Here is a 17,754-nt window from a genome sequence, read left to right on the forward strand (position 1 = left end):
AGTCCATTCCGCACATTCCGGAGGGTCCCGCGCATGGAGACGATCGTCTTCTCCACGCTGAATGGGCTGTTGTATGGCCTGCTGCTGTTCATGCTGGCGAGCGGCCTGACGCTCATCTTCTCGATGATGGGCGTGCTCAATTTCGCCCATGCCAGTTTCTACATGCTCGGCGCCTATCTCGCCTACACGGTGGGGGCGGTCACCGGCTTCTGGATCGCCATCGTCGTGGCGCCGCTGCTGGTCGGCCTGTTCGGCGCGGCGGTCGAGCGCTTTGGCCTCCGCCACGTCCACCGCAACGGCCATGTCGCCGAACTGCTCTTCACCTTCGGGCTGGCCTATCTGATCGAAGAGATCGTCAAGCTCGTCTGGGGCAAGAACCCGCTGCCCTATACCCCTCCCGCCGTGCTCCAGCAGCCGCTCTTCACCCTCTGGAACACCCATTACCCCGCGCTGCGCATCTTCATGATGGCGGTCGCCGTCGGCATGTTCGTGGTGCTCTGGCTGCTCCTGAAGCGCACCCGCGTCGGCCTCATCGTCCAGGCCTCCCTGACCCATCCCCACATGGTCGGCCATCTTGGCCACAACGTGCCGCTGGTCTTCATGGGCGTCTTCGCCGTCGGCAGCGCCATGGCCGGCCTCGCCGGCGTGGTGGGCGGTGCGCTGCTGGTTACCGACCCCGCCATGGCGTTGACCCTCGGCCCCATCGTCTTCGTCGTGGTGGTGGTGGGCGGCATGGGTTCGCTGGGCGGCGCCTTCGTCGCATCGCTGCTGATCGGGCTGATCCAGACCTTCGCCGTGGCCGTCGACGCCTCGCTCTCCGACTTCCTCGCCCGGATCGGCATCGCCGTCTCCAACCGCTCCGACCTCGGCCGCATCACTCTGGCGCAGATCGCGCCGATGCTGCCCTTCCTCATTCTGGTGCTGGTGCTGATCTTCCGGCCCCGCGGCCTCATGGGAGCACGCGAAGGATGACCTCCGCCTCCACGTTCAGGACCCTTGCGGTCTGGATCGGCTTCGCCGTGATCCTCGCCATCCTGCCGATGGTCTTCTCTTCGCGCCCCTCCATCACGCTGATGAACCTGATCGGCTCCTGGGTGGTCTTCGCACTCGCCTACAACATGCTGCTGGGACAGGCGGGCATGCTCTCCTTCGGCCACGCCGTCTATTTCGGCCTCGGCGGCTATGCCGCCATCCACATGATGGCTGCGATCAAGTCCCAGGGCCTGCCGATCCCCGTCGCCGCGCTGCCGCTGGTCGGCTTCATGGCGGGCATGGCGGCGGGCGCCGTCATCGGCTGGTTCTCCTGCCGGCGCTCCGGCACGGCCTTCGCCATGATCTCGCTCGGCGTCGGCGAGCTCATCGCCGCCTCCGGCCTGATGTTCGTGTCGGTCTTCGGCGGCGAGGAAGGCATCTCGGGCGACCGGGCCGCCGGGCCGGACATCCTCGGCTTCTCGCTCGGGCCGCAGCTCAACGTCTACTATTTCATCGCCTTCTGGATGTTCGTCTCGGTCCTCGCCATGTGGGCCTTCACGCGCACGCCGCTCGGCCGTCTCGCCAATGCGGTGCGCGACAACCCCGACCGGGTCTCCTTCATCGGCTACGACCCGCAGCGGGTCCGCTACATGGTCTTCCTGATCTCCGGCGGCTTCGCCGGGCTCGCCGGCTCGCTCTCGGCCGTCAATTTCGAGATCATCACGCCGGAGAAGCTCGGCGCCATCAATTCCGGTGCGGTCCTGCTCATGGCCTATATCGGCGGCATCGGCGTCTTCTACGGCCCCATCATCGGCGCCGTGCTGATCTCGATCATGCAGTCCATGCTCTCCGACTTCACCAAGGTCTGGCAGCTCTATCTCGGCCTGATGTTCGTCGTTGTCGTCATGTTCGCGCCCTATGGGATCGGCGGCGTCGTCCACCATGTCCTCGGGGTCGTCCGCCGCGGCGAACTCGCGGAGAAGGCGCCGGGCTGGCTCCTCGGCCTCGCCGGCGCCGTGGTCGCCTTCACCGGCACCGTGCTCCTCGTCGAAATGGCCTACCGGGTGCGCGAGGACGGCGATCCCGTGCTCCTCTTCGGCCAAGAGTTCCACCATCAGGCCGCATCGAGCTGGATCGCCGCCCTCGTCATCGTCGCGGTCGGGCTCGCCATCCTCGTCGTGGCCGTCCGCTGGCGCCGCCGCGGAACCCTGAGCGCGGCCCTCAGCCTGAAGGAGGCGACGCCGTGACCGAGCCTGCCATCGCCCTCAGCCTGCGCAACGTCCACAAGAACTTCGGCCCGGCGCAGATCATCCGTGACGTCTCTCTGGACATTCCGGCCGGCGAGCGCCACGCCATCATCGGTCCGAACGGGGCGGGCAAGTCCACCCTGTTCAACCTGATCTCCGGCGCCTTCCCGCCCTCGTCCGGCAGCATCCACATCAACGGCATCCGCGCCGACGGCACGCGCCCCTTCCAGATCAACCGCAGCGGCCTGTCGCGCTCCTTCCAGGTCACCAACATCTTCCACAACATGAGCGTCTACGAGAACGTCCGCTGCGCGACACTCTGGGCCCTCGGCTACCGCTACGTCTTCTGGCGCTTCATGTCCGGCCTGAAGGACGTGGAGCAGCGCACCGAGGAGGTGCTCGACCTGATCGGGCTCGCGGCGGTGCGGGACACGCCCGCCGGCCTCCTCTCCTATGCCGACCAGCGCGCCCTCGAGATCGGCGTGACCATCGCCGGCGACGCCAAGGTCGTCCTGCTGGACGAGCCGACCGCCGGCATGAGCCACCACGAGACCGAGCGGGCGGTGGCGCTCATCCGCAAGGTCACGGAGGGGCGGACCCTGGTCATCGTGGAGCACGACATGAGCGTCGTCTTCGGTCTCGCCGACCGCATCTCCGTGCTGGTCTACGGGGCGATCATCGCCTCCGGCACGCCCGCCGAGATCCGGGCCGACCGAAAGGTGCGCGAGGCCTATCTCGGCGAGGAGGCGGCCTGATGCTGGAGGTCTCCAATCTCCACGCCTATTACGGCAAGAGCCACATCCTGCAGGGCGTCGACCTCGCGGTCGGCGCCGGCGAGGTCGTCAGCCTGCTCGGCCGCAACGGCGTAGGGCGCTCGACCACGGTCAAGGCGATCATGGGCGAGGTGCGCCCGCAGGGCACGGTCCGCTTCAAGGGGAAGGACATCGCCGGCCTGCCGAGCCACCGCATCGCCCGTCTCGGCATAGGCTATGTGCCGGAGCACCGCGACATCTTCCCCGACCTGACCGTCCGCCAGAACCTGATGCTCGGCATGAAGGACGCGGCCCGCGAGGGACGCTGGACCATCCAGGGTTCGCTCGACATGTTCCCCAACCTGGCGGCGCGCGCCGACGCCCCGGCCGGCGTCCTGTCGGGCGGCGAGAAGCAGATGCTCACCATGTGCCGCACCATGATGGGCGACCCGGACCTGGTGATGATCGACGAGCCGACCGAGGGCCTCGCCCCGCTCATCGTCCGCCAGGTCGGCGAACTCATCTCCGAGATCGCCCGCCGCGGCGTCGCCATCCTCCTGGTGGAGCAGAAGCTCTCCATCGCCCTCGACATCTCCCACCGCGTCTATGTGATGGGCCACGGCCGCATCGTCTTCGAGGGCACGCCCGCCGACCTCAAGGCCAACGAGGTCGTGCGCCAGCAGTGGCTGGAGGTCTAGGCCGGCGCGGCACGGGCAGGGCCCGATCCGAGGTCTTGTCGCCGCCCCCTGCGGGAACGGGGGGCGCGCCGCGGCGTTTCTCTCCGAGGAGGGCCGGCACATGGCAGCGACGGATATTCAGGGCGGCGTTCGGACCTTCGACGGTTCGGTCCACGTCCGCTTCCTCGACACGATGCTCGCCTCGACCAACGGGGCGGCGGTGATGGAGGATGCAGAGAAGGGGCCACTCTATCTGATCCCCTTCGACGACGTCTATTTCGACTACCTCTCCCGCACCGACGCCATGGTCGATTACCCCGCCCGCGGCCGGATGGGAGTCTGGCGCGTCTCGGCCGCCGGCCGGGCCGAGGACGCCGTGATGTGGACCTTGGACGAGCCCGCTCCCGACCTCGCGCGTTTTGGCCGCTGCGCCATCTTCGACGGCACCAAGGTCGCAATCGAGGTTGTTCCCGCCGACGGCACGGTGGTCTGAGGGCGCGGGCGCGTGGAGCCGCATCGACCTCCGTCCCGGTCTGGTGGCGAAATACCAGCGTCGGCCGCGCATGGGCGCTGCCCATGGGCTGTCGTCGCTCCTTTGCCCTCGATGCGGCCTTCGAGATCCTCGGCGAGAGGCTGGCCACGGCCATCCCCCAGCGCTGCCCTCGCACGGCAGGGCTCCGGACGCGCCGAGCCGTCCGCCCTGACAGTGGCATCCTCCGCTATTGCGACACCGGACGGGCCGTGACCTGCCCTGGTGCGTCACGATGCGGCAACTCGACGTTGGCATTGACCGAAGAAGGGCTTTAGATGGGACCGACCGGTCCGGGGGCCGGTGCGCGCGAGCAGGCATGGTGAGGCAGAATGAGCGATCACGAAGCCGCGGATGCGAGGCCCCTCCCACCCATTACGGACAGTGAGGCTGACCTCCGGAGGGCCGAAGCGAGGCTCGCGTCCATCGCCCATATCACCGGTGACGACTACCTCTATGCCGCCCTCGAGGCCCTGGCCGGCGATCTCGGCGTCAGTTGCGCCCTGGTCTCCGTGGTGGACGAGCGGTCGCTCGCGCGGGCGCGGACCGTCGCCGTCGTTCAGGACGGGGAGCGCCGGCCCAATTTCACCTATGACCTCGCCGGCACGCCTTGCGCCGACATCCTGGCGGAAGCGGCCTGCTTCCATCCCCGCGGCGTCACCGCGCTGTATCCCCAGGACGAGCTCCTCGTTGCCATGCGGGCCGAGGCCTATTGGGGCGCGCCGCTGCGCTCGGCCCGCGGCGACGCCATCGGTCTCGTCGCCCTCGTCCACACCGCGCCGATGGAGGAGACGCCCGTTCTGCGGCAAGTCCTTCAGCTCTATGCCACGCGCATCGGAGCCCATCTCGAGCGGACCGTCTCGCAATCGGTCAACGAGCGGCTGGGACGGATCGTCGAGGAATCGGCCAGCGAGGTCTATATCTTCGACGTCGCCACCTACCGGTTCATCCTCGTCAACAAGGGCGCGCGCGACAATCTCGGCTACACGCTGGACGAACTGCGCCTCAAGACGCCCTGGGACCTCAAGCCGAAATTCTCCCGCGAGGACTTCATCGCCTATGTGGACCCGCTCCTCAGCGGCGCGGTTCCCCGCCTCGACTTCGAGACCGTCCATTGCCGCAAGGACGGCACCTGTTACGACGTCGACGTGAAGCTTCAGCTTCTCGACTTCGGCGGCGAAAGAGTCTTCTTCGCAGCCATTCAAGACGTCTCCTCCCGGAAGGCCGCCGAGGAGGCCCTGAGGCAGACGACGCGCCGCCTCAACGCCATCCTCAACAACACCAGCATGGCGGTCTTCATGATGGACGAGCGCCAGCACTGCGCCTTCATGAACGAGGCGGCCGAAAAGCTCACCGGTTTCCGCTTCCACGAGACGCAGGGCCGGCCCCTGCACGACGTCATCCACCACACCTATCCGGACGGCCGCCCCTTTCCGCTCTGCGAATGTGCCATCGACCGCGCGTTCCCCGACCGGAGCCGGGTCCAGGGAGAGGACGTCTTCATCCACAAGGACGGCCACTTCTATCCGGTCGGCTACACTGCCTCGCCGATCCGCGACGAGGCGGGCACACCCATCGGCACCGTCATCGAGGTGCGCAACATCGCGGAGGACCTGAAGAGCCGCGAGGCGCTGGCGTCCTTCCACGAACTGCTTCACTCCAAGGTGGACGAGGCGATCGCCCAGCGCGAAAAGGCGGAGGCGGAGCTTCGCCAGTCGCAGAAGATGGAGGCGGTCGGCAAGCTCACCGGCGGCATCGCCCACGACTTCAACAACCTGCTGCAGATCATCGGCGGCAACCTCCAGCTCCTGCAGAAGGACCTCGCCGGCAACGCCAAGGCGGAGCGGCGGCTCGACCTCGCCCTGACCGGCGTCAACCGCGGTGCCAAGCTCGCCGCCCAGCTCCTCGCCTTCGGCCGGCGCCAGCCGCTGGCCCCCAAGGTCGTCAATCTCGGCCGCCTGGTGCGGGGTCTCGACGACCTGCTGCGCCGGGCGCTCGGCGAATCCATCGAGATCGAGACGGTGATTTCCGGCGGCCTGTGGAACACGCTGGTCGATCCCGCCCAGCTCGAAAACGCCCTCCTCAACCTCGCCATCAACGCCCGCGACGCCATGAGCGGCCAGGGCAAGCTGACCATCGAGAGCGGCAACGCCTATCTCGACGAGAAATATGCCCGCCAGTTCGAGAACGTGAAGCCCGGTCAGTACGTCGTTCTCGCCGTCACCGACACCGGAACGGGCATTCCGCCGGAGATCATCGGGCAGGTCTTCGAGCCCTTCTTCACCACCAAGCCGGAGGGGCAGGGCACGGGTCTCGGGCTCAGCATGGTCTATGGCCTCGTCAAACAGTCCGGCGGCCACATCCAGATCTACAGCGAGCCGGGGGAGGGCACCACGGTTCGCCTCTATTTCCCCCGCGACGTCAGCGAGGAGGACGTCGTCGCCGCCCCCGCGACCGACGGCAAGGCCGAGGGAGGCTCTGAAACCATCCTGGTGGTGGAGGACGACGAGGCCGTGCGCACGACGGCCGTCGAGCTGCTCGGCGAGCTGGGCTATCGCGTCCTCACCGCCAAGGACGCCGACGCCGCCTGGGCCATCGTCGAGAGCGGTCTCGCCATCGACCTCCTGTTCACCGACGTGGTAATGCCTGGCAAGCTCAGGAGCCCGGAACTGGCCCGCAAGGCGCAGATCCGAATGCCCCATCTCGCCGTGCTCTTCACCTCCGGCTACACCCAGAACGCCATCGTCCACGGCGGTCGGCTGGACGAAGGGGTGGAACTCCTCAGCAAGCCCTACACGCGCGAGGAACTCGCCCAGAAGGTACGCCAGGTGCTGGCCCGCAGCCGGCGCGACCGGCCGGCCGAAGCGCCCCGCAACGAGCCCGCATCCGCACTCGCCGCGGGCGAGCGGCTCAGCCTGCTCCTGCTCGAGGACGAGGCCCTCGTCCGCATGGCCCTTGTCGACATGCTGGAGGATCTCGGCCACAGCTCTGCCGAGGCTGGTAAGGTCGCCGAGGCGCGGCAGAAGATGGCCTCGGCCCGGTTCGACGTGCTGATCGCGGACGTCAACCTGCCCGACGGTTCGGGCAAGGATTTCGCCGCCGAGGTGCGGGTGAGCTACCCGGCCACGGCGGTCATCATCGCCTCCGGCGACGACAGCGCCGCCGCCGGTGGCGACGGCTTCGTCCAGTTGCCCAAGCCCTATGACGATCACATGCTCGTGGAAGCGCTGGAGCGCGCCCTGCGGCAGGTGCGCTGAGGAGGCGTGATTGTCCGGCTCCTCCCGCCGCGGCGCGCCCCGCCGCACTGCCGGCCTCCGCGGGAACCTCGCTGCCCTGCAACCGTTGATCATCTCTGATCGGGTGCCGGGTACGCATGACTGAGGATCACCATTTTCCGGCCGGAGGCGGTCAGATGGGCGCGCTGATGCGCAGCCATGACTGGGCTGCGACCCCGTTCGGCCCGCCCGCGGACTGGCCGGCCGAGCTGAAGGTCATCGCCGCCTTCGTCCTGGCGAGCCCGCAGCCCATGATGGTCTGGTGGGGGACCGATCTCCTGCAGATCTACAACGACGCCTTCGCCTCCCTCATGGGCCCGGAGCGCCACCCCGCCGCCTTCGCCGGGGCGGCGCGCGAGAGCTGGGGCGAGATCTGGGAAACCTTCGAGCCGCAGGTGACCCATGTCATCGGGGGAGGGGAGCCGCGCTGGAACGAGGAACAGCTCGTCCAGATCACCCGGCACGGCATGCGGCGCAGCCTCTGGTGGACCTACGGCTTCTCGCCCGTCATCGCGGGCGGGGCCGTCGCCGGCGTGGTCCTCTCCTGCCAGGAGGTCACGGCCCGGCAGCGCCTCACCAACCGCATCCGCCAGCAGTCGGAGCGCCTGCAACAGCTCTTCGAGCAAGCGCCCGGCTTCATCGCGATCCTGATCGGCCCGCAGCATGTGGTGCAGTTCGCCAATGCGGCCTACCGGGCCCTGGTCGGGGATCGCCCGCTGACCGGCCGGACCGTCGCAGACGCCCTTCCGGAGGCCTCTGCCCAGGGCTTCCTGGAGCGGCTCGACGAGGTCTATCGCACCGGCGAACCCCACGTCGGCAGTCGCGTCCCGCTCACGCTGGTCGACGGGGAGGGGACACGGCAGGACTTCGTCCTCGACTTCATCTACCAGCCGATCATCGAGGACGACGGCCAGATCTCCGGCATCTTCGTCCAGGGTCACGACGTGACCGCCCATGCCATCGCCGAGAAGAACCTGACCCTCATCAACCACGAGCTGAAGCACCGGGTGAAGAACACGCTCGCGGTGACCACCGGCATCGTCAACCAGACGCTGCGCAACCGCGGCAACGACGAGCTGCTGGCGACGCTGCGCGCCCGCATCAGTGCCTATGCGCGCGCCCACGACATCCTCGCGCCGCAGACCTGGGCGACGGGAACGGTGCGCGGCGCCGTCACCTCCGCCGTCCAGCCGTTTCAGACCCAGGGCGGCCGGTTCTTTGTGGAGGGGCCCGACGTCACGCTCGGCTCGCGGCAGGTCCTGTCCCTCTCCCTCGCCGTCCACGAACTGGCGGTCAATGCCCGGCGCTACGGGGCGCTGTCGCAGCCGGGGGGCCGTGTTGACATCCGCTGGGTGATCCACGAGCCGGAGGGGGAGCCGAAATTCGAATTCTCCTGGCAGGAGAGTGGCGGTCCTCCCTGTTCGGAGCCAGCGCGCCACGGCTTCGGCCTGCACCTCGTCTCGCGGGTGCTCGCCGCCGATTTCGACGCCACCACCTCCGTCGTCTTTCCGCCCTCCGGCATGACCTTCACCATGCTGGCGCTCGGCCCGTCCCTGCGCCCCCCCGACCCCGACGGCTTCTTCGCCAAGCTGTAGCCACCGCCCGACCGGCTCGGGCCGCGTTACGACCGCAGCACCACGCTGAGCGTTCCGTCACTCTCGAGGATCACCGCCTCCGCCTCCTCGACGTCCCGACCGCCGGCGGCCCGGATCGCGCTCAGCGCCTCGTCCTGTGTGACCCGCTGGCGCTTCATCGCGCCGGGACAAAACTCCCCGTCTCGCACCAGAAGCGCCGGCTCGGACCGCATGGCAGAGGCGAACCGATCGGAGCGGACCGAGGAGAACGTGACGAGAAACTGCAGCAGGATGAGCAGGGCGAGGGCTGCTGCCCCCTCGGCCAACGCCACCGATTCCTGCAGCAGGATCGCCGACAGCGTCGAGCCCAGGGCGACGGTGACCACGAGATCGAAGGCATTGAGCTTGGCGAGGGTCCTTTTGCCTGAAATGCGCAGGAAGATGACGAGGGTCGCATAGGCCAGTGTCCCGACGATGATCGTCCGGACGATGCCGGACCAGTTCTGGAATATCATGCCGCCGAAATCCATCGAGTCCCTCCGCGCGGCCGGCATGCGCCGCCTTGTCGCCCGGACGGTTGCGGCGCCCGGCTCGCCACCGGAACCCCGGGAGCGCGGCGGACGTTCCCTTTCAGCAAGGCGCCGCATGACCGCGGCGCCCAGGGAGGACGCAGCACATGGCTGGAGGACAGAGCAGCGGGACCGGGGCGATGACCGAGCTCGAGGACGAGAAGGTCCGGAAGGACGACATCCTCAGCAACCGTGACAAGGCCCAGAGGCGGCCGGGCCAGAGCCTCGACAGCAAGGGCGTCCAGGTCGACGAGTACAAGGATACACCGGCGAACCGCCGTCCGCCGCGCGAAGACTAGGCAGGAAAGGGGGGATGCGCCGGCCTGCGGCGCATCCCGAGGGCGTCAGCTGCGCTGCCGCAGCCGCAGCATCATGGTGTCGAAGGAATATTCTGCCACCTGCCACCACAGATATTCCTCGTTGCGGAACGCGCGCAGGTGCTCGTAGATCCGCTTGAAGTCGGCATTGCTCTTCGACAGGTCGTCATAGATCTCGTTGGCCGCCTTGTAGGCCGCGTCGAGGATTTCCGGGCTGAAGGCGCGGAGCTGCGCGCCGGCCGCCACCAGACGCCGGAGGGCGGCAGGGTTGCGGGCGTCGTAGATCGCCGTCATGTCCAGATTGTTGGCCGCTGCCGCGTTGTTGAAGATCTGCTGGTAGGACTTCGGCAGGGCGTTCCACTTCTCGGTGCCGATCCAGTAATGGACCGTCGGCGCGCCCTCCCAGAAGCCGGGATAGTAGTAGTAGGGAGCGACCCTGACGAAGGCGAGCTTCTCGTCGTCGTAAGGCCCGACCCACTCGGCCGCATCGATCACACCGCGCTCAAGCGAGGAATAGGTGTCGCCGCCGGGGATCTGCTGCGGCACGACGCCGAGCTTGGCCACCACCTGTCCGGCGAGCCCGGCGATGCGGAACTTGAGGCCCTTGAGGTCCTCCAGGGTCCGGACCTCCTTGCGGAACCAGCCGCCCATCTGCGTTCCGGTATTGCCGCCCGGAACCGTATGGACGTTGTATTTCTTCACGTAGTCGTTGACGAGCTGCTGGCCGCCGCCCTGGTAGAGCCAGGCGTTGCGCTGGCGCACGTTCATGATGAAGGGCACGTCCGCCATCAGCGCCAGCACCGGATCCTTGCCGACGAAGTAGTAGCCAGGCGACTGGCACATCTCGATCGTGCCGGCGGAGACCGCGTCGAGGGTCTGGAAGGCGCCGACGATCTCGCCCGCCGCGAAGCACTGGATCTTGAAGCGCCCGTCGGTCGCCTCGGCGATCTGCTTCGTCATCGTGTCGAGCGGGCCGTAGAGGGCGTCCAGCGACTTCGGGAAGGAGGAGGCGCAGCGCCAGCTCACCTCCGGCATGGTCTGGGCGATGGCGGGCGCCGCGACCGCCGCCCCGGCGACGCCTGCAGCGCCGCCGGCCATGAATGTCCTGCGTTTCATGTCTTCCTCCATCTCGTCCGCGTTTGTGATTGTGCTGCGGATCGCGGGGTTGTCCCCGTCGGGCGAGACTAGCGCCTGGCCCGCGCCTTCCGGCATGGCCTCAGCGAATGGAGGACATGCGTGGACAATACGCGGGCGTCGTATGTGATATGCGGCGGGCGCGACTGCTGGCCTGCCCGCCGCGAAGGAGGATCACTCCTCCAGCGAGAAGCCGGAGGCCTTGACGATCGGCTCCCAGGTCTTGCGCGCCTGGTCGAGATAGGCCGCATAGTCCGGCGGCGACATGGTGAAGGGCTCCTGGCCCACCGCCCGCAGCGTGTCGCGGGTGGCCGGCACCTTCACCGCCTCGGCCACGGCGGCTGCGATCTGCGCCGCCAGCGCCGGAGCCGTGCCCTTCGGCATGAAGCAGCCGAACGTGTCGCGTCCCACCACCTGGGCGAAGCCCTGCTCGGCGAAGGTCGGCACGTTCGGCAGGAAGGCCGAACGCTCACGGTCCGACACGCCGATGACGCGCAGCACGCCGGAGCCCACATGCGGCACATAGTCGCCGATGGGGGTGATGGTCGAGGCGACATGGCCGCCGAGCAGGTCCTGGATCGCGGGGGTGGAGCCGCGATAGGGCACGTGGCGGAGCTGGATTCCGGCGGCGGCGATGAGCAGCTCGCCGAGGAAATGCGGGGTCGAGCCGGCGGCCGGCGAGCCGAAGGCGGCCCGCGTCGGGTTGGCCTTGGCCCAGGCGACGAAGCTCGCCACGTCCTTGACCTCCGCCGGCACCATCGGCCCCACGGCGAGGGCGAAGACGGCGTAGGTGGCCGGCGTCACCGGCGTCACGTCGGTGGCGGCATTGTAGGTGAGCTTCTTGTAGACGCTCGGATAGATGGTGAACATCGCGTCCGGGCTGACCAGGATGGTGCGGCCGTCGGGCGGCGAGTCGATCATGGCCTGGATGGCGATCTTGGCGGCGGCTCCCGGCCGGTTCTCCACCACGAAGCTGTCGGCAACCGAGCCCTTCAGGCTCTCCGCCAGACGGCGCGCCAGCGTGTCGGTCGGCCCGCCCGCGGGGAAGCCGACGAGGATGCGCCCGTTGCCGCGGACGAGCTGCGCCGGGGCGGGCAGGGTGGAAGCGGTCAGGGCTGCGGCGGTAAGGCCGAGCATGCGGCGGCGATTCAAGGACGTCATGGGTTCCTCCCTCTGGTGGCGGCGGCGCGCCGGCTTCTCCTGGCCGGTCGGACCGCACGATACGTGGCGTTTCCTCCTGCAGGGCCGGCTCTACGAGCCGAGACCGAGCACCCGCATGGCATTCTTCTTCAGGATCAGGTCGTGCACCTCCGGCTTGAACCCGACCTCGGCGAACTGGGCGAGCCAGCGCTCCGGCGCGATCAGCGGAAAATCCGACCCGAACAGCATCTTGGTGCGCAACTGCGCATTGGCATACTGGACGATCTGCGGCGGGAAGTATTTCGGCATCCAGCCGGACAGGTCGATGTAGACGTTGGGCTTGTGCAGGGCCATGGACAGGGCCTCGTCGGTCCAGGGCCAGGACGGGTGGGCGAGCACGATGGTCATGTCGGGGAAGTCCACCGCGACGTCGTCGACGTGGATCGGCTGGGAATATTTGAGCCGCATGCCGCCGCCGCCGCGCATGCCCGTGCCGATGCCGGAATGGCCGGTGTGGAAGATCGCCGGCATCTTGTGATGGGCGATCACCTCGTAGAGCTGATAGGCCATCCGGTCGTTGGGGTAGAAGCCCTGGCAGGTCGGGTGGAACTTGAAGCCCTTGACCACGCCGCCCTTGATGAGGTCCTCGGCCTCCCGCGCGCCGAGCCGCCCCTTGTGCGGGTCGATGGAGGCGAAGGCGATCATCATGTCGGCGTTGTCGCGCGCCGCGTCGGCGATCTCGTCGTTGGGGATGCGCCGGTTGCCGATCTGCGTCTCGGTGTCGACCGTGAACATCACGAGGCCGATCTTCTGCGCCCTGTAGTGGGCGATGGTCTCGGCGATGGTCGGCCGCTTGCCGACCTTGAAATACTTGCCCGCCGCCTCCTCGTAGGGCGCCCAGTAGGGATCGGGCTCCTGCCGGCAGGAGACCTCGGCATGGGTGTGGATGTCGATGGCGACGAGATCGTCGACCTTCATGGGGTCTCTCCTGCACGGATATCGAGGGCGATGACGCCGGCCGGCGGCGCCGCCGCATGGAGGCTCGCGACCAGCGCCGGCCGCCGGGCGAGCACGGCGCGCTGGTTGATGGAGCCCTTGTCGGTGAGCTCGCCGTGCTCGAGCGAGGGCGGGTCGTCGAGGATCATCGCCCTGACGACACGGTTGGACGAGCCGGTGGCGGCCGCGGCGAGGCCGGCGAGACGGCGCGTGACTTCCGCCCTCAGCGCTTCGTGAGCCAGCAGGCCCGGGTCGCCGGCCGCGAGCCCGGTGAACGAGGCGCAGGCCTCCCGGTCCGGCACCAGCAGCACGCCGACCTCGTCCCGGTCGTGGCCGGTGACGACGGTGTCGCGGATCAGCGGATCGAGGGCCGAGTTCAGGACGTGGCGCAGCGGCCCGACGCTGACCCAGGTGCCGGTGGCGAGCTTGAAGTCCTCCGACAGGCGTCCGTCGAACAGGAAGCCCTTCGACAGGTCCGCCGGATCGGCATAGGCCACCGCATCGCCGAAGCAGTAGAAGCCTTCCTCGTCGAAGACCTTGGCGGTGAGGTCCGGCCGCCGCCAGTAGCCCGGCGTCACCGTCTCCGCCTTCACCCGTGCTTCGAGTTTCGCCCCGGCGGGAACCAGCTTCAGCGTCACCCCCACCATGGGCAGGCCGATGGCGCCGGCCTGTCCCGTGGTGCGCAGGTTCATGATGGCGGAGGGCGCCGTCTCCGTGGCGCCGAGCCCGGTGACGAAGGGCACGTCGCGGCCTGCTACCTCGCGGGCGAGCGCCACATACCCGTCCCACACCGGCTGGGCGAGGCCCGCCCCGGCGTAGAACAGCATTTCCAGCCGGCTGAAGAATTGGCGGGCGAAGGCGATATCCGCCTGGAGGTGGGGCAGCAGCGCCTCATAGCCCTTCGGCACGTTGAAATAGGCGGTCGGCGCGATTTCCCTGAGATTGCGCACGGTGGGCAGGATGCCCGCCGCCACCGGCTTGCCCTCGTCGAGGAAGAGCGTGCCGCCGTGGGTCAGCACCATGCCGAAATTGTGGTTCGAGCCGAAGGTGTGGTTCCACGGCAACCAGTCGACGAAGACCGGCGGCGTCTCCGCCAGGAAGGGAAAACACTGTTCCAGCATGACCTGGTTGGCCATCAGCATGCGCTGGGTGTTGATGACGGCCTTCGGCTCGCCGGTAGAGCCGGAGGTGAGCAGGAACTTCGCGATGGTGTCGGGCGCGATCGCGGCATGGGCGGCATCGACGGCGGGATCCGCCGGATCGCCCGCCAGCTCCGCGAGCGGAAGGGCTCCGGCGGCTTCCGCTCCGCGGGCGGCCACCACCACCCGGTCCGGCCTCGCCACGGCGGCGAGCGCCGCCCGGAACGGCCCGGCCTCGGCAACGAAGACGAGGCCCGGCGTCAGTAGGTCGAGGCAGTAGGAGAGCTTGCCGAAATCCCGCGCCACCAGGCTGTAGGGCGGCGAGATCGGCGCATAGGGCACGCCGACCATCATCGCCGCGAGGGCCATCAGCGCGTGGTCGATGCTGTTGCCGGAGAGAATGGCGACGGGACGCTCGGCGGAGAGATCATGGCGCAGCAGGCCCGCGGCGAGGCTCCGCACCTGCCCCAGCGCCTCGCCATAGGTCAGCCGGCGCCAGGCCCCGTCCGGTCCGCGCTCGGCAAGGAAGGTGCGGTCCGGCGCCGCCGCCGCCCAATGGACGAGGCGGTCGGGAAGGGCGCGGGGATAGGGGGCGAGCTGCTGGCGCACCGTGACGAGCCGCGTGCCGTCCGCCCGGTCCTCCACCAGGGGATCGAGGCGGCCGAGCCTGTGCCAGCCGCCATCGGCGGCCTGCATCGGGCGAGGGGCGACACGCGACATCGGGGGCCTCCGGGGGTGCCGACTGCGGCGGGACGAGGCGATGGTATCAGGGAATGCACTGGGACGGGCCGGCGGCCGGCCCGACCGATCAGCCGGGGCGGGCGACCTTCGCCGCCTTCTTGGCGAGGAAGTCGCGCACGCGGGCCTTGGCCTCGGGCGTGGTCTGGGCGGTCGAGGCCATCAGCGCCTCGGTCAGGTAGCCGATATGCGGGTCGGCCTCCGCGATGCGGGGCAGGGCATGGATCACCGCGAAGCGCGTCATGTCGGCGATGCCCGCCGCCTTGCGCGCGAGGTCCATGGCGAAGGCGAGACCCGCGCCGTCCTCCACCAGATACTGGCAGGCGCCGGCCGCACGCGCCTCCTCGGCGGAGAGCGAACGGCCGGTGAGCATCATGTCCTGGACGAGCGGCGTGCCGATCAGCCGCGGAATGCGCACCGATCCGCCGCCGCCGAGGAAGATGCCGCGCTGGCCCTCGGGCAGCGCGAAGAAGGCCGAGCGCTCGGCGACGCGGATGTGGGTCGCGGCGGCCAGTTCGAACCCGCCGCCGACCACGGCGCCGTGCAGCACCGAGATGACCGGCACCCGTCCGTACTGGATGTCCTGGAAGGCGCGGTGCCAGCCGAGGGAATGCTGGATGGCGGCGGCGAGGTCCGGCTCGCCGTCGACCTCGCCGAGGTCGAGCCCGGCGCAGAAATGCTCACCCTCGCCGTGGATCACCACCGCCCGGATCTCGGCCGGCAGGGAAGAGACGGCCCTGGACAGGCCGGACACCATGGTTTCGTTGAGCGCGTTGCGCTTGGCCGGCCGCGACAGCCGGATGACGGCCACGGCACCCTCGGCATGAACCGACAGGCCGGGACAGGGGGACAGGACAGACAAGGGCGCCACTCCCATGGCAATCGTTTTTGGTTATTGAGGATAACTATTTTCCGCCGCCGCGCTTGTGTCAATGGGGCGGGGCCTTTACCGATCGGCACACGGTGACGCAGTTTTCCGAGGTGGTGATGGCGCTGGATCTGGGTCCTCTCGACAGCCATGTCGGCTATCTGCTGCGCCGGGCCCAGCTCGCCGTCTTTGCCGATATCCTGCCGAGCCTTGCCGAGCACGACGTCTCGCCGGCCGACTATGCGGTGCTCACCGTCATCGACCGCAATCCCGGTGCGGGCCAGTCGCAGGTGGCGGAAACCCTCGGCATCCAGAAGACCAATTTCGTCCCGCTGATCCGCCGGATGGAGGCGCGCGGCCTGGTGCTGAGGGCGCCCTCGCCGACAGACCGGCGCTCGGTGGCCCTGTCGCTGACGGCGGCGGGAGAAGCGCTGCTCGCCCGGCTCCACGCCGCCGCCCAGGCCCATATCGACAGGGTGCGAGATCATCTCGGCGCCGATCGGTACGACGCGCTGCTGGAGCCGCTGCAGCGGCTGGCGAGCGTCAGCCGGCCGTCCTGACGGCGCCGATCCCCGCGGCGAGGGCGGCGACGGCATCCCGCTCTTCGGGAAGCGTGAGCGCCGCCTCGGCCCGCCGCAGCGCGGTGGCCGAATGACGGCGCGCCGCGGCGCCGAAAACCTCCGCATCCGCTACCGCCAGGCTCGCGAGGGCTTTCTGCAGCCGCAACTGCACCTCGAGAGTGCCGGCGCCGTCGCGGGCGATGGGCGCGAAGACGTCGTCGAACATGTCGTCGACCGCAATGGCGGGAACCCGGACGTCCTCGCAGGCGACGTCGGCATCGTCCTCGGGGCCGTCGCAGCCATTCCAGCGCACCAGGAGCCGTACCGCCCGCCCGATCACGTCGATGGCGGTGCCCGGATCGTTCACCGCGGGAGACAGCGCCCGCGATGCGATCTCCGAGAGCACGCAGAGGCCGAAGCGCGGGTCCTGGTCGAACGTGCGTTCCGGGCCGATGGTGAAGGCCTGCGCCACGGCAAGGGCGCCCTTGTCGTCCATCTCTCCGGCGACCCTGGCGACGGGCCGTGCCGGATCGGCGAAGACGCCGGGCGGCGCGGTGACGAAGATGGTCAGCCCGCCGTCGGCGGCGAGCTCCTGCAGCGCGGCCATGTCGATATACTGGACGTAGCCGATGGTATTGCCGAACACCGCACGGGCCTCCGGCGGCGGAGGATCGTCCATCGGCCGGCCGCCGAGGTGGGGATGTTCGCGTCGCGTCCGCAACGCGTCCCAGGTCGCATCCTCGACACGCGCGACGGTTTCGCCCAGCCGGCCGAAACGGGCGAGATAATCGATCCAGCGCAGAATGGTGATGGCGATGAGCGCGATCAGCCCGATCGTCACGACGAGCAGGATGGCGCGCCCCTCGGAGCCATAGAGGCCCGTGCTGAGCGCGATGATGCCGACGAGGCTGAACAGGAACGAGCCGATGAACGTCCCGAGCACGTTCTGGCTGGTGTTGTCCTCCATCAGCAGACGGGTCGCCCGCGGGGTGACGTTGCTGGTCGCCGCGCCATAGGCCGAGACCATCGTGGTCATGGAAAACACCGTCACCGACAGCATGCTGGAGGCCAGCACGTTGAGGATGCCGTCGATGGCCTGGGCGCCGATCTTGATCGTCCAGGTGTCCGGCACATAGGGCGCGAAGACGATACCGGCCACGGCGGTCGCCACGCCGATCAGCGCCATCACGCTGACGCGGATCCAGAGCTTGCGGGCGAACAGCGTCAGGACCCACTGCCAGCGCGACATCATGACGGCGATCCCCGT

16 protein-coding genes are annotated in these 17,754 nt (G+C 68.8%); 9 read left to right on the top strand and 7 right to left on the bottom strand.

The window, feature by feature from the left end; all coding sequences use genetic code 11:
• Positions 1-33: 33 nt before the first annotated feature.
• The 7 genes from C6569_RS04850 (at position 34) to C6569_RS04880 (ending at position 9,047) form a co-directional block, all read left to right on the top strand.
• Positions 34-972, top strand: a complete 939-nt coding sequence (locus tag C6569_RS04850) for a branched-chain amino acid ABC transporter permease (RefSeq protein ID WP_106747773.1) — start codon at positions 34-36, stop codon at positions 970-972.
• On the top strand, positions 969-2,219 hold the full coding sequence (locus C6569_RS04855; RefSeq protein WP_106747774.1) for a branched-chain amino acid ABC transporter permease: 1,251 nt from the start codon (positions 969-971) through the stop codon (positions 2,217-2,219). Before C6569_RS04850 ends, C6569_RS04855 begins: the two co-directional genes overlap by 4 nt.
• A complete protein-coding gene (locus C6569_RS04860) occupies positions 2,216-2,974 on the top strand; it encodes an ABC transporter ATP-binding protein (protein WP_106747775.1) in 759 nt (252 codons plus the stop codon). The genes C6569_RS04855 and C6569_RS04860 overlap by 4 nt, the downstream gene beginning before the upstream one ends.
• A complete protein-coding gene (locus tag C6569_RS04865; protein WP_106747776.1) occupies positions 2,974-3,669 on the top strand; it encodes an ABC transporter ATP-binding protein in 696 nt (231 codons plus the stop codon). Before C6569_RS04860 ends, C6569_RS04865 begins: the two co-directional genes overlap by 1 nt.
• 100 nt (positions 3,670-3,769) lie before the next feature.
• The gene (locus C6569_RS04870) at positions 3,770-4,141 is read left to right on the top strand and encodes a DUF427 domain-containing protein (RefSeq protein WP_106747777.1); all 372 of its coding nucleotides are present in this window, start codon (positions 3,770-3,772) and stop codon (positions 4,139-4,141) included.
• Positions 4,142-4,509: 368 nt separating this feature from the next.
• Entirely contained in the window at positions 4,510-7,434 is a 2,925-nt protein-coding gene (locus tag C6569_RS04875; RefSeq protein ID WP_106747778.1) for a PAS domain S-box protein, read from the top strand.
• A 155-nt stretch (positions 7,435-7,589) separates the two neighbouring features.
• On the top strand, positions 7,590-9,047 hold the full coding sequence (locus C6569_RS04880; protein ID WP_181313910.1) for a sensor histidine kinase: 1,458 nt from the start codon (positions 7,590-7,592) through the stop codon (positions 9,045-9,047).
• 26 nt (positions 9,048-9,073) lie between these two features.
• Here C6569_RS04880 and C6569_RS04885 read toward each other — a convergent pair whose 3' ends face one another.
• Entirely contained in the window at positions 9,074-9,673 is a 600-nt protein-coding gene (locus C6569_RS04885) for a DUF421 domain-containing protein (RefSeq protein WP_245898238.1), read from the bottom strand.
• 62 nt (positions 9,674-9,735) lie between these two features.
• On the opposite strand from C6569_RS04885, the gene C6569_RS04890 reads away from it, so the two are divergent.
• Positions 9,736-9,894 (top strand): hypothetical protein, encoded by a 159-nt coding sequence (locus C6569_RS04890; protein WP_245898239.1) that lies wholly within the window; start codon positions 9,736-9,738, stop codon positions 9,892-9,894.
• Positions 9,895-9,939: 45 nt separating this feature from the next.
• Here C6569_RS04890 and C6569_RS04895 read toward each other — a convergent pair whose 3' ends face one another.
• The 5 genes from C6569_RS04895 to C6569_RS04915 all read right to left on the bottom strand — a co-directional run bounded on the left by C6569_RS04895 (position 9,940) and on the right by C6569_RS04915 (position 15,936).
• Entirely contained in the window at positions 9,940-11,028 is a 1,089-nt protein-coding gene (locus C6569_RS04895) for a TRAP transporter substrate-binding protein (RefSeq protein ID WP_106750903.1), read from the bottom strand.
• Between the two features lie 192 nt (positions 11,029-11,220).
• Positions 11,221-12,207 (bottom strand): tripartite tricarboxylate transporter substrate-binding protein, encoded by a 987-nt coding sequence (locus tag C6569_RS04900; protein WP_106747782.1) that lies wholly within the window; start codon positions 12,205-12,207, stop codon positions 11,221-11,223.
• Positions 12,208-12,297: 90 nt separating this feature from the next.
• Complete coding sequence (locus C6569_RS04905; RefSeq protein WP_106747783.1) at positions 12,298-13,164, bottom strand: amidohydrolase family protein; 867 nt, start codon at positions 13,162-13,164, stop codon at positions 12,298-12,300.
• On the bottom strand, positions 13,161-15,041 hold the full coding sequence (locus tag C6569_RS04910; protein ID WP_106747784.1) for a feruloyl-CoA synthase: 1,881 nt from the start codon (positions 15,039-15,041) through the stop codon (positions 13,161-13,163). The genes C6569_RS04905 and C6569_RS04910 overlap by 4 nt, the downstream gene beginning before the upstream one ends.
• An 88-nt stretch (positions 15,042-15,129) precedes the next feature.
• Positions 15,130-15,936 (bottom strand): crotonase/enoyl-CoA hydratase family protein, encoded by an 807-nt coding sequence (locus C6569_RS04915; protein ID WP_106747785.1) that lies wholly within the window; start codon positions 15,934-15,936, stop codon positions 15,130-15,132.
• Positions 15,937-16,022: 86 nt separating this feature from the next.
• On the opposite strand from C6569_RS04915, the gene C6569_RS04920 reads away from it, so the two are divergent.
• Entirely contained in the window at positions 16,023-16,487 is a 465-nt protein-coding gene (locus C6569_RS04920; RefSeq protein WP_106747786.1) for a MarR family winged helix-turn-helix transcriptional regulator, read from the top strand.
• On the opposite strand, the gene C6569_RS04925 is transcribed toward C6569_RS04920, so the two are convergent.
• Positions 16,471-17,739 (bottom strand): DUF2254 domain-containing protein, encoded by a 1,269-nt coding sequence (locus C6569_RS04925; protein WP_106747787.1) that lies wholly within the window; start codon positions 17,737-17,739, stop codon positions 16,471-16,473. The two genes, C6569_RS04920 and C6569_RS04925, sit on opposite strands and share 17 nt — an antisense overlap.
• Positions 17,740-17,754: the final 15 nt, after the last annotated feature.

The sequence above is a fragment of the Phreatobacter cathodiphilus genome (genome assembly GCF_003008515.1).
GTDB lineage: Bacteria > Pseudomonadota > Alphaproteobacteria > Rhizobiales > Phreatobacteraceae > Phreatobacter > Phreatobacter cathodiphilus.

Bases quoted from the DNA above. Each gene is read 5' to 3' on its own strand.
- C6569_RS04850 (WP_106747773.1), top strand. From the start codon at position 34: ATGGAGACGATCGTCTTCTCCACGCTGAATGGGCTGTTGTATGGCCTG.
- C6569_RS04855 (WP_106747774.1), top strand. From the start codon at position 969: ATGACCTCCGCCTCCACGTTCAGGACCCTTGCGGTCTGGATCGGCTTC.
- C6569_RS04865 (WP_106747776.1), top strand. From the start codon at position 2,974: ATGCTGGAGGTCTCCAATCTCCACGCCTATTACGGCAAGAGCCACATC.
- C6569_RS04870 (WP_106747777.1), top strand. From the start codon at position 3,770: ATGGCAGCGACGGATATTCAGGGCGGCGTTCGGACCTTCGACGGTTCG.
- C6569_RS04875 (WP_106747778.1), top strand. From the start codon at position 4,510: ATGAGCGATCACGAAGCCGCGGATGCGAGGCCCCTCCCACCCATTACG.
- C6569_RS04880 (WP_181313910.1), top strand. From the start codon at position 7,590: ATGGGCGCGCTGATGCGCAGCCATGACTGGGCTGCGACCCCGTTCGGC.
- C6569_RS04885 (WP_245898238.1), bottom strand. From the start codon at position 9,673: ATGCGGCGCCTTGCTGAAAGGGAACGTCCGCCGCGCTCCCGGGGTTCC.
- C6569_RS04890 (WP_245898239.1), top strand. From the start codon at position 9,736: ATGACCGAGCTCGAGGACGAGAAGGTCCGGAAGGACGACATCCTCAGC.
- C6569_RS04895 (WP_106750903.1), bottom strand. From the start codon at position 11,028: ATGAAACGCAGGACATTCATGGCCGGCGGCGCTGCAGGCGTCGCCGGG.
- C6569_RS04900 (WP_106747782.1), bottom strand. From the start codon at position 12,207: ATGACGTCCTTGAATCGCCGCCGCATGCTCGGCCTTACCGCCGCAGCC.
- C6569_RS04905 (WP_106747783.1), bottom strand. From the start codon at position 13,164: ATGAAGGTCGACGATCTCGTCGCCATCGACATCCACACCCATGCCGAG.
- C6569_RS04910 (WP_106747784.1), bottom strand. From the start codon at position 15,041: ATGTCGCGTGTCGCCCCTCGCCCGATGCAGGCCGCCGATGGCGGCTGG.
- C6569_RS04915 (WP_106747785.1), bottom strand. From the start codon at position 15,936: ATGGGAGTGGCGCCCTTGTCTGTCCTGTCCCCCTGTCCCGGCCTGTCG.
- C6569_RS04925 (WP_106747787.1), bottom strand. From the start codon at position 17,739: ATGATGTCGCGCTGGCAGTGGGTCCTGACGCTGTTCGCCCGCAAGCTC.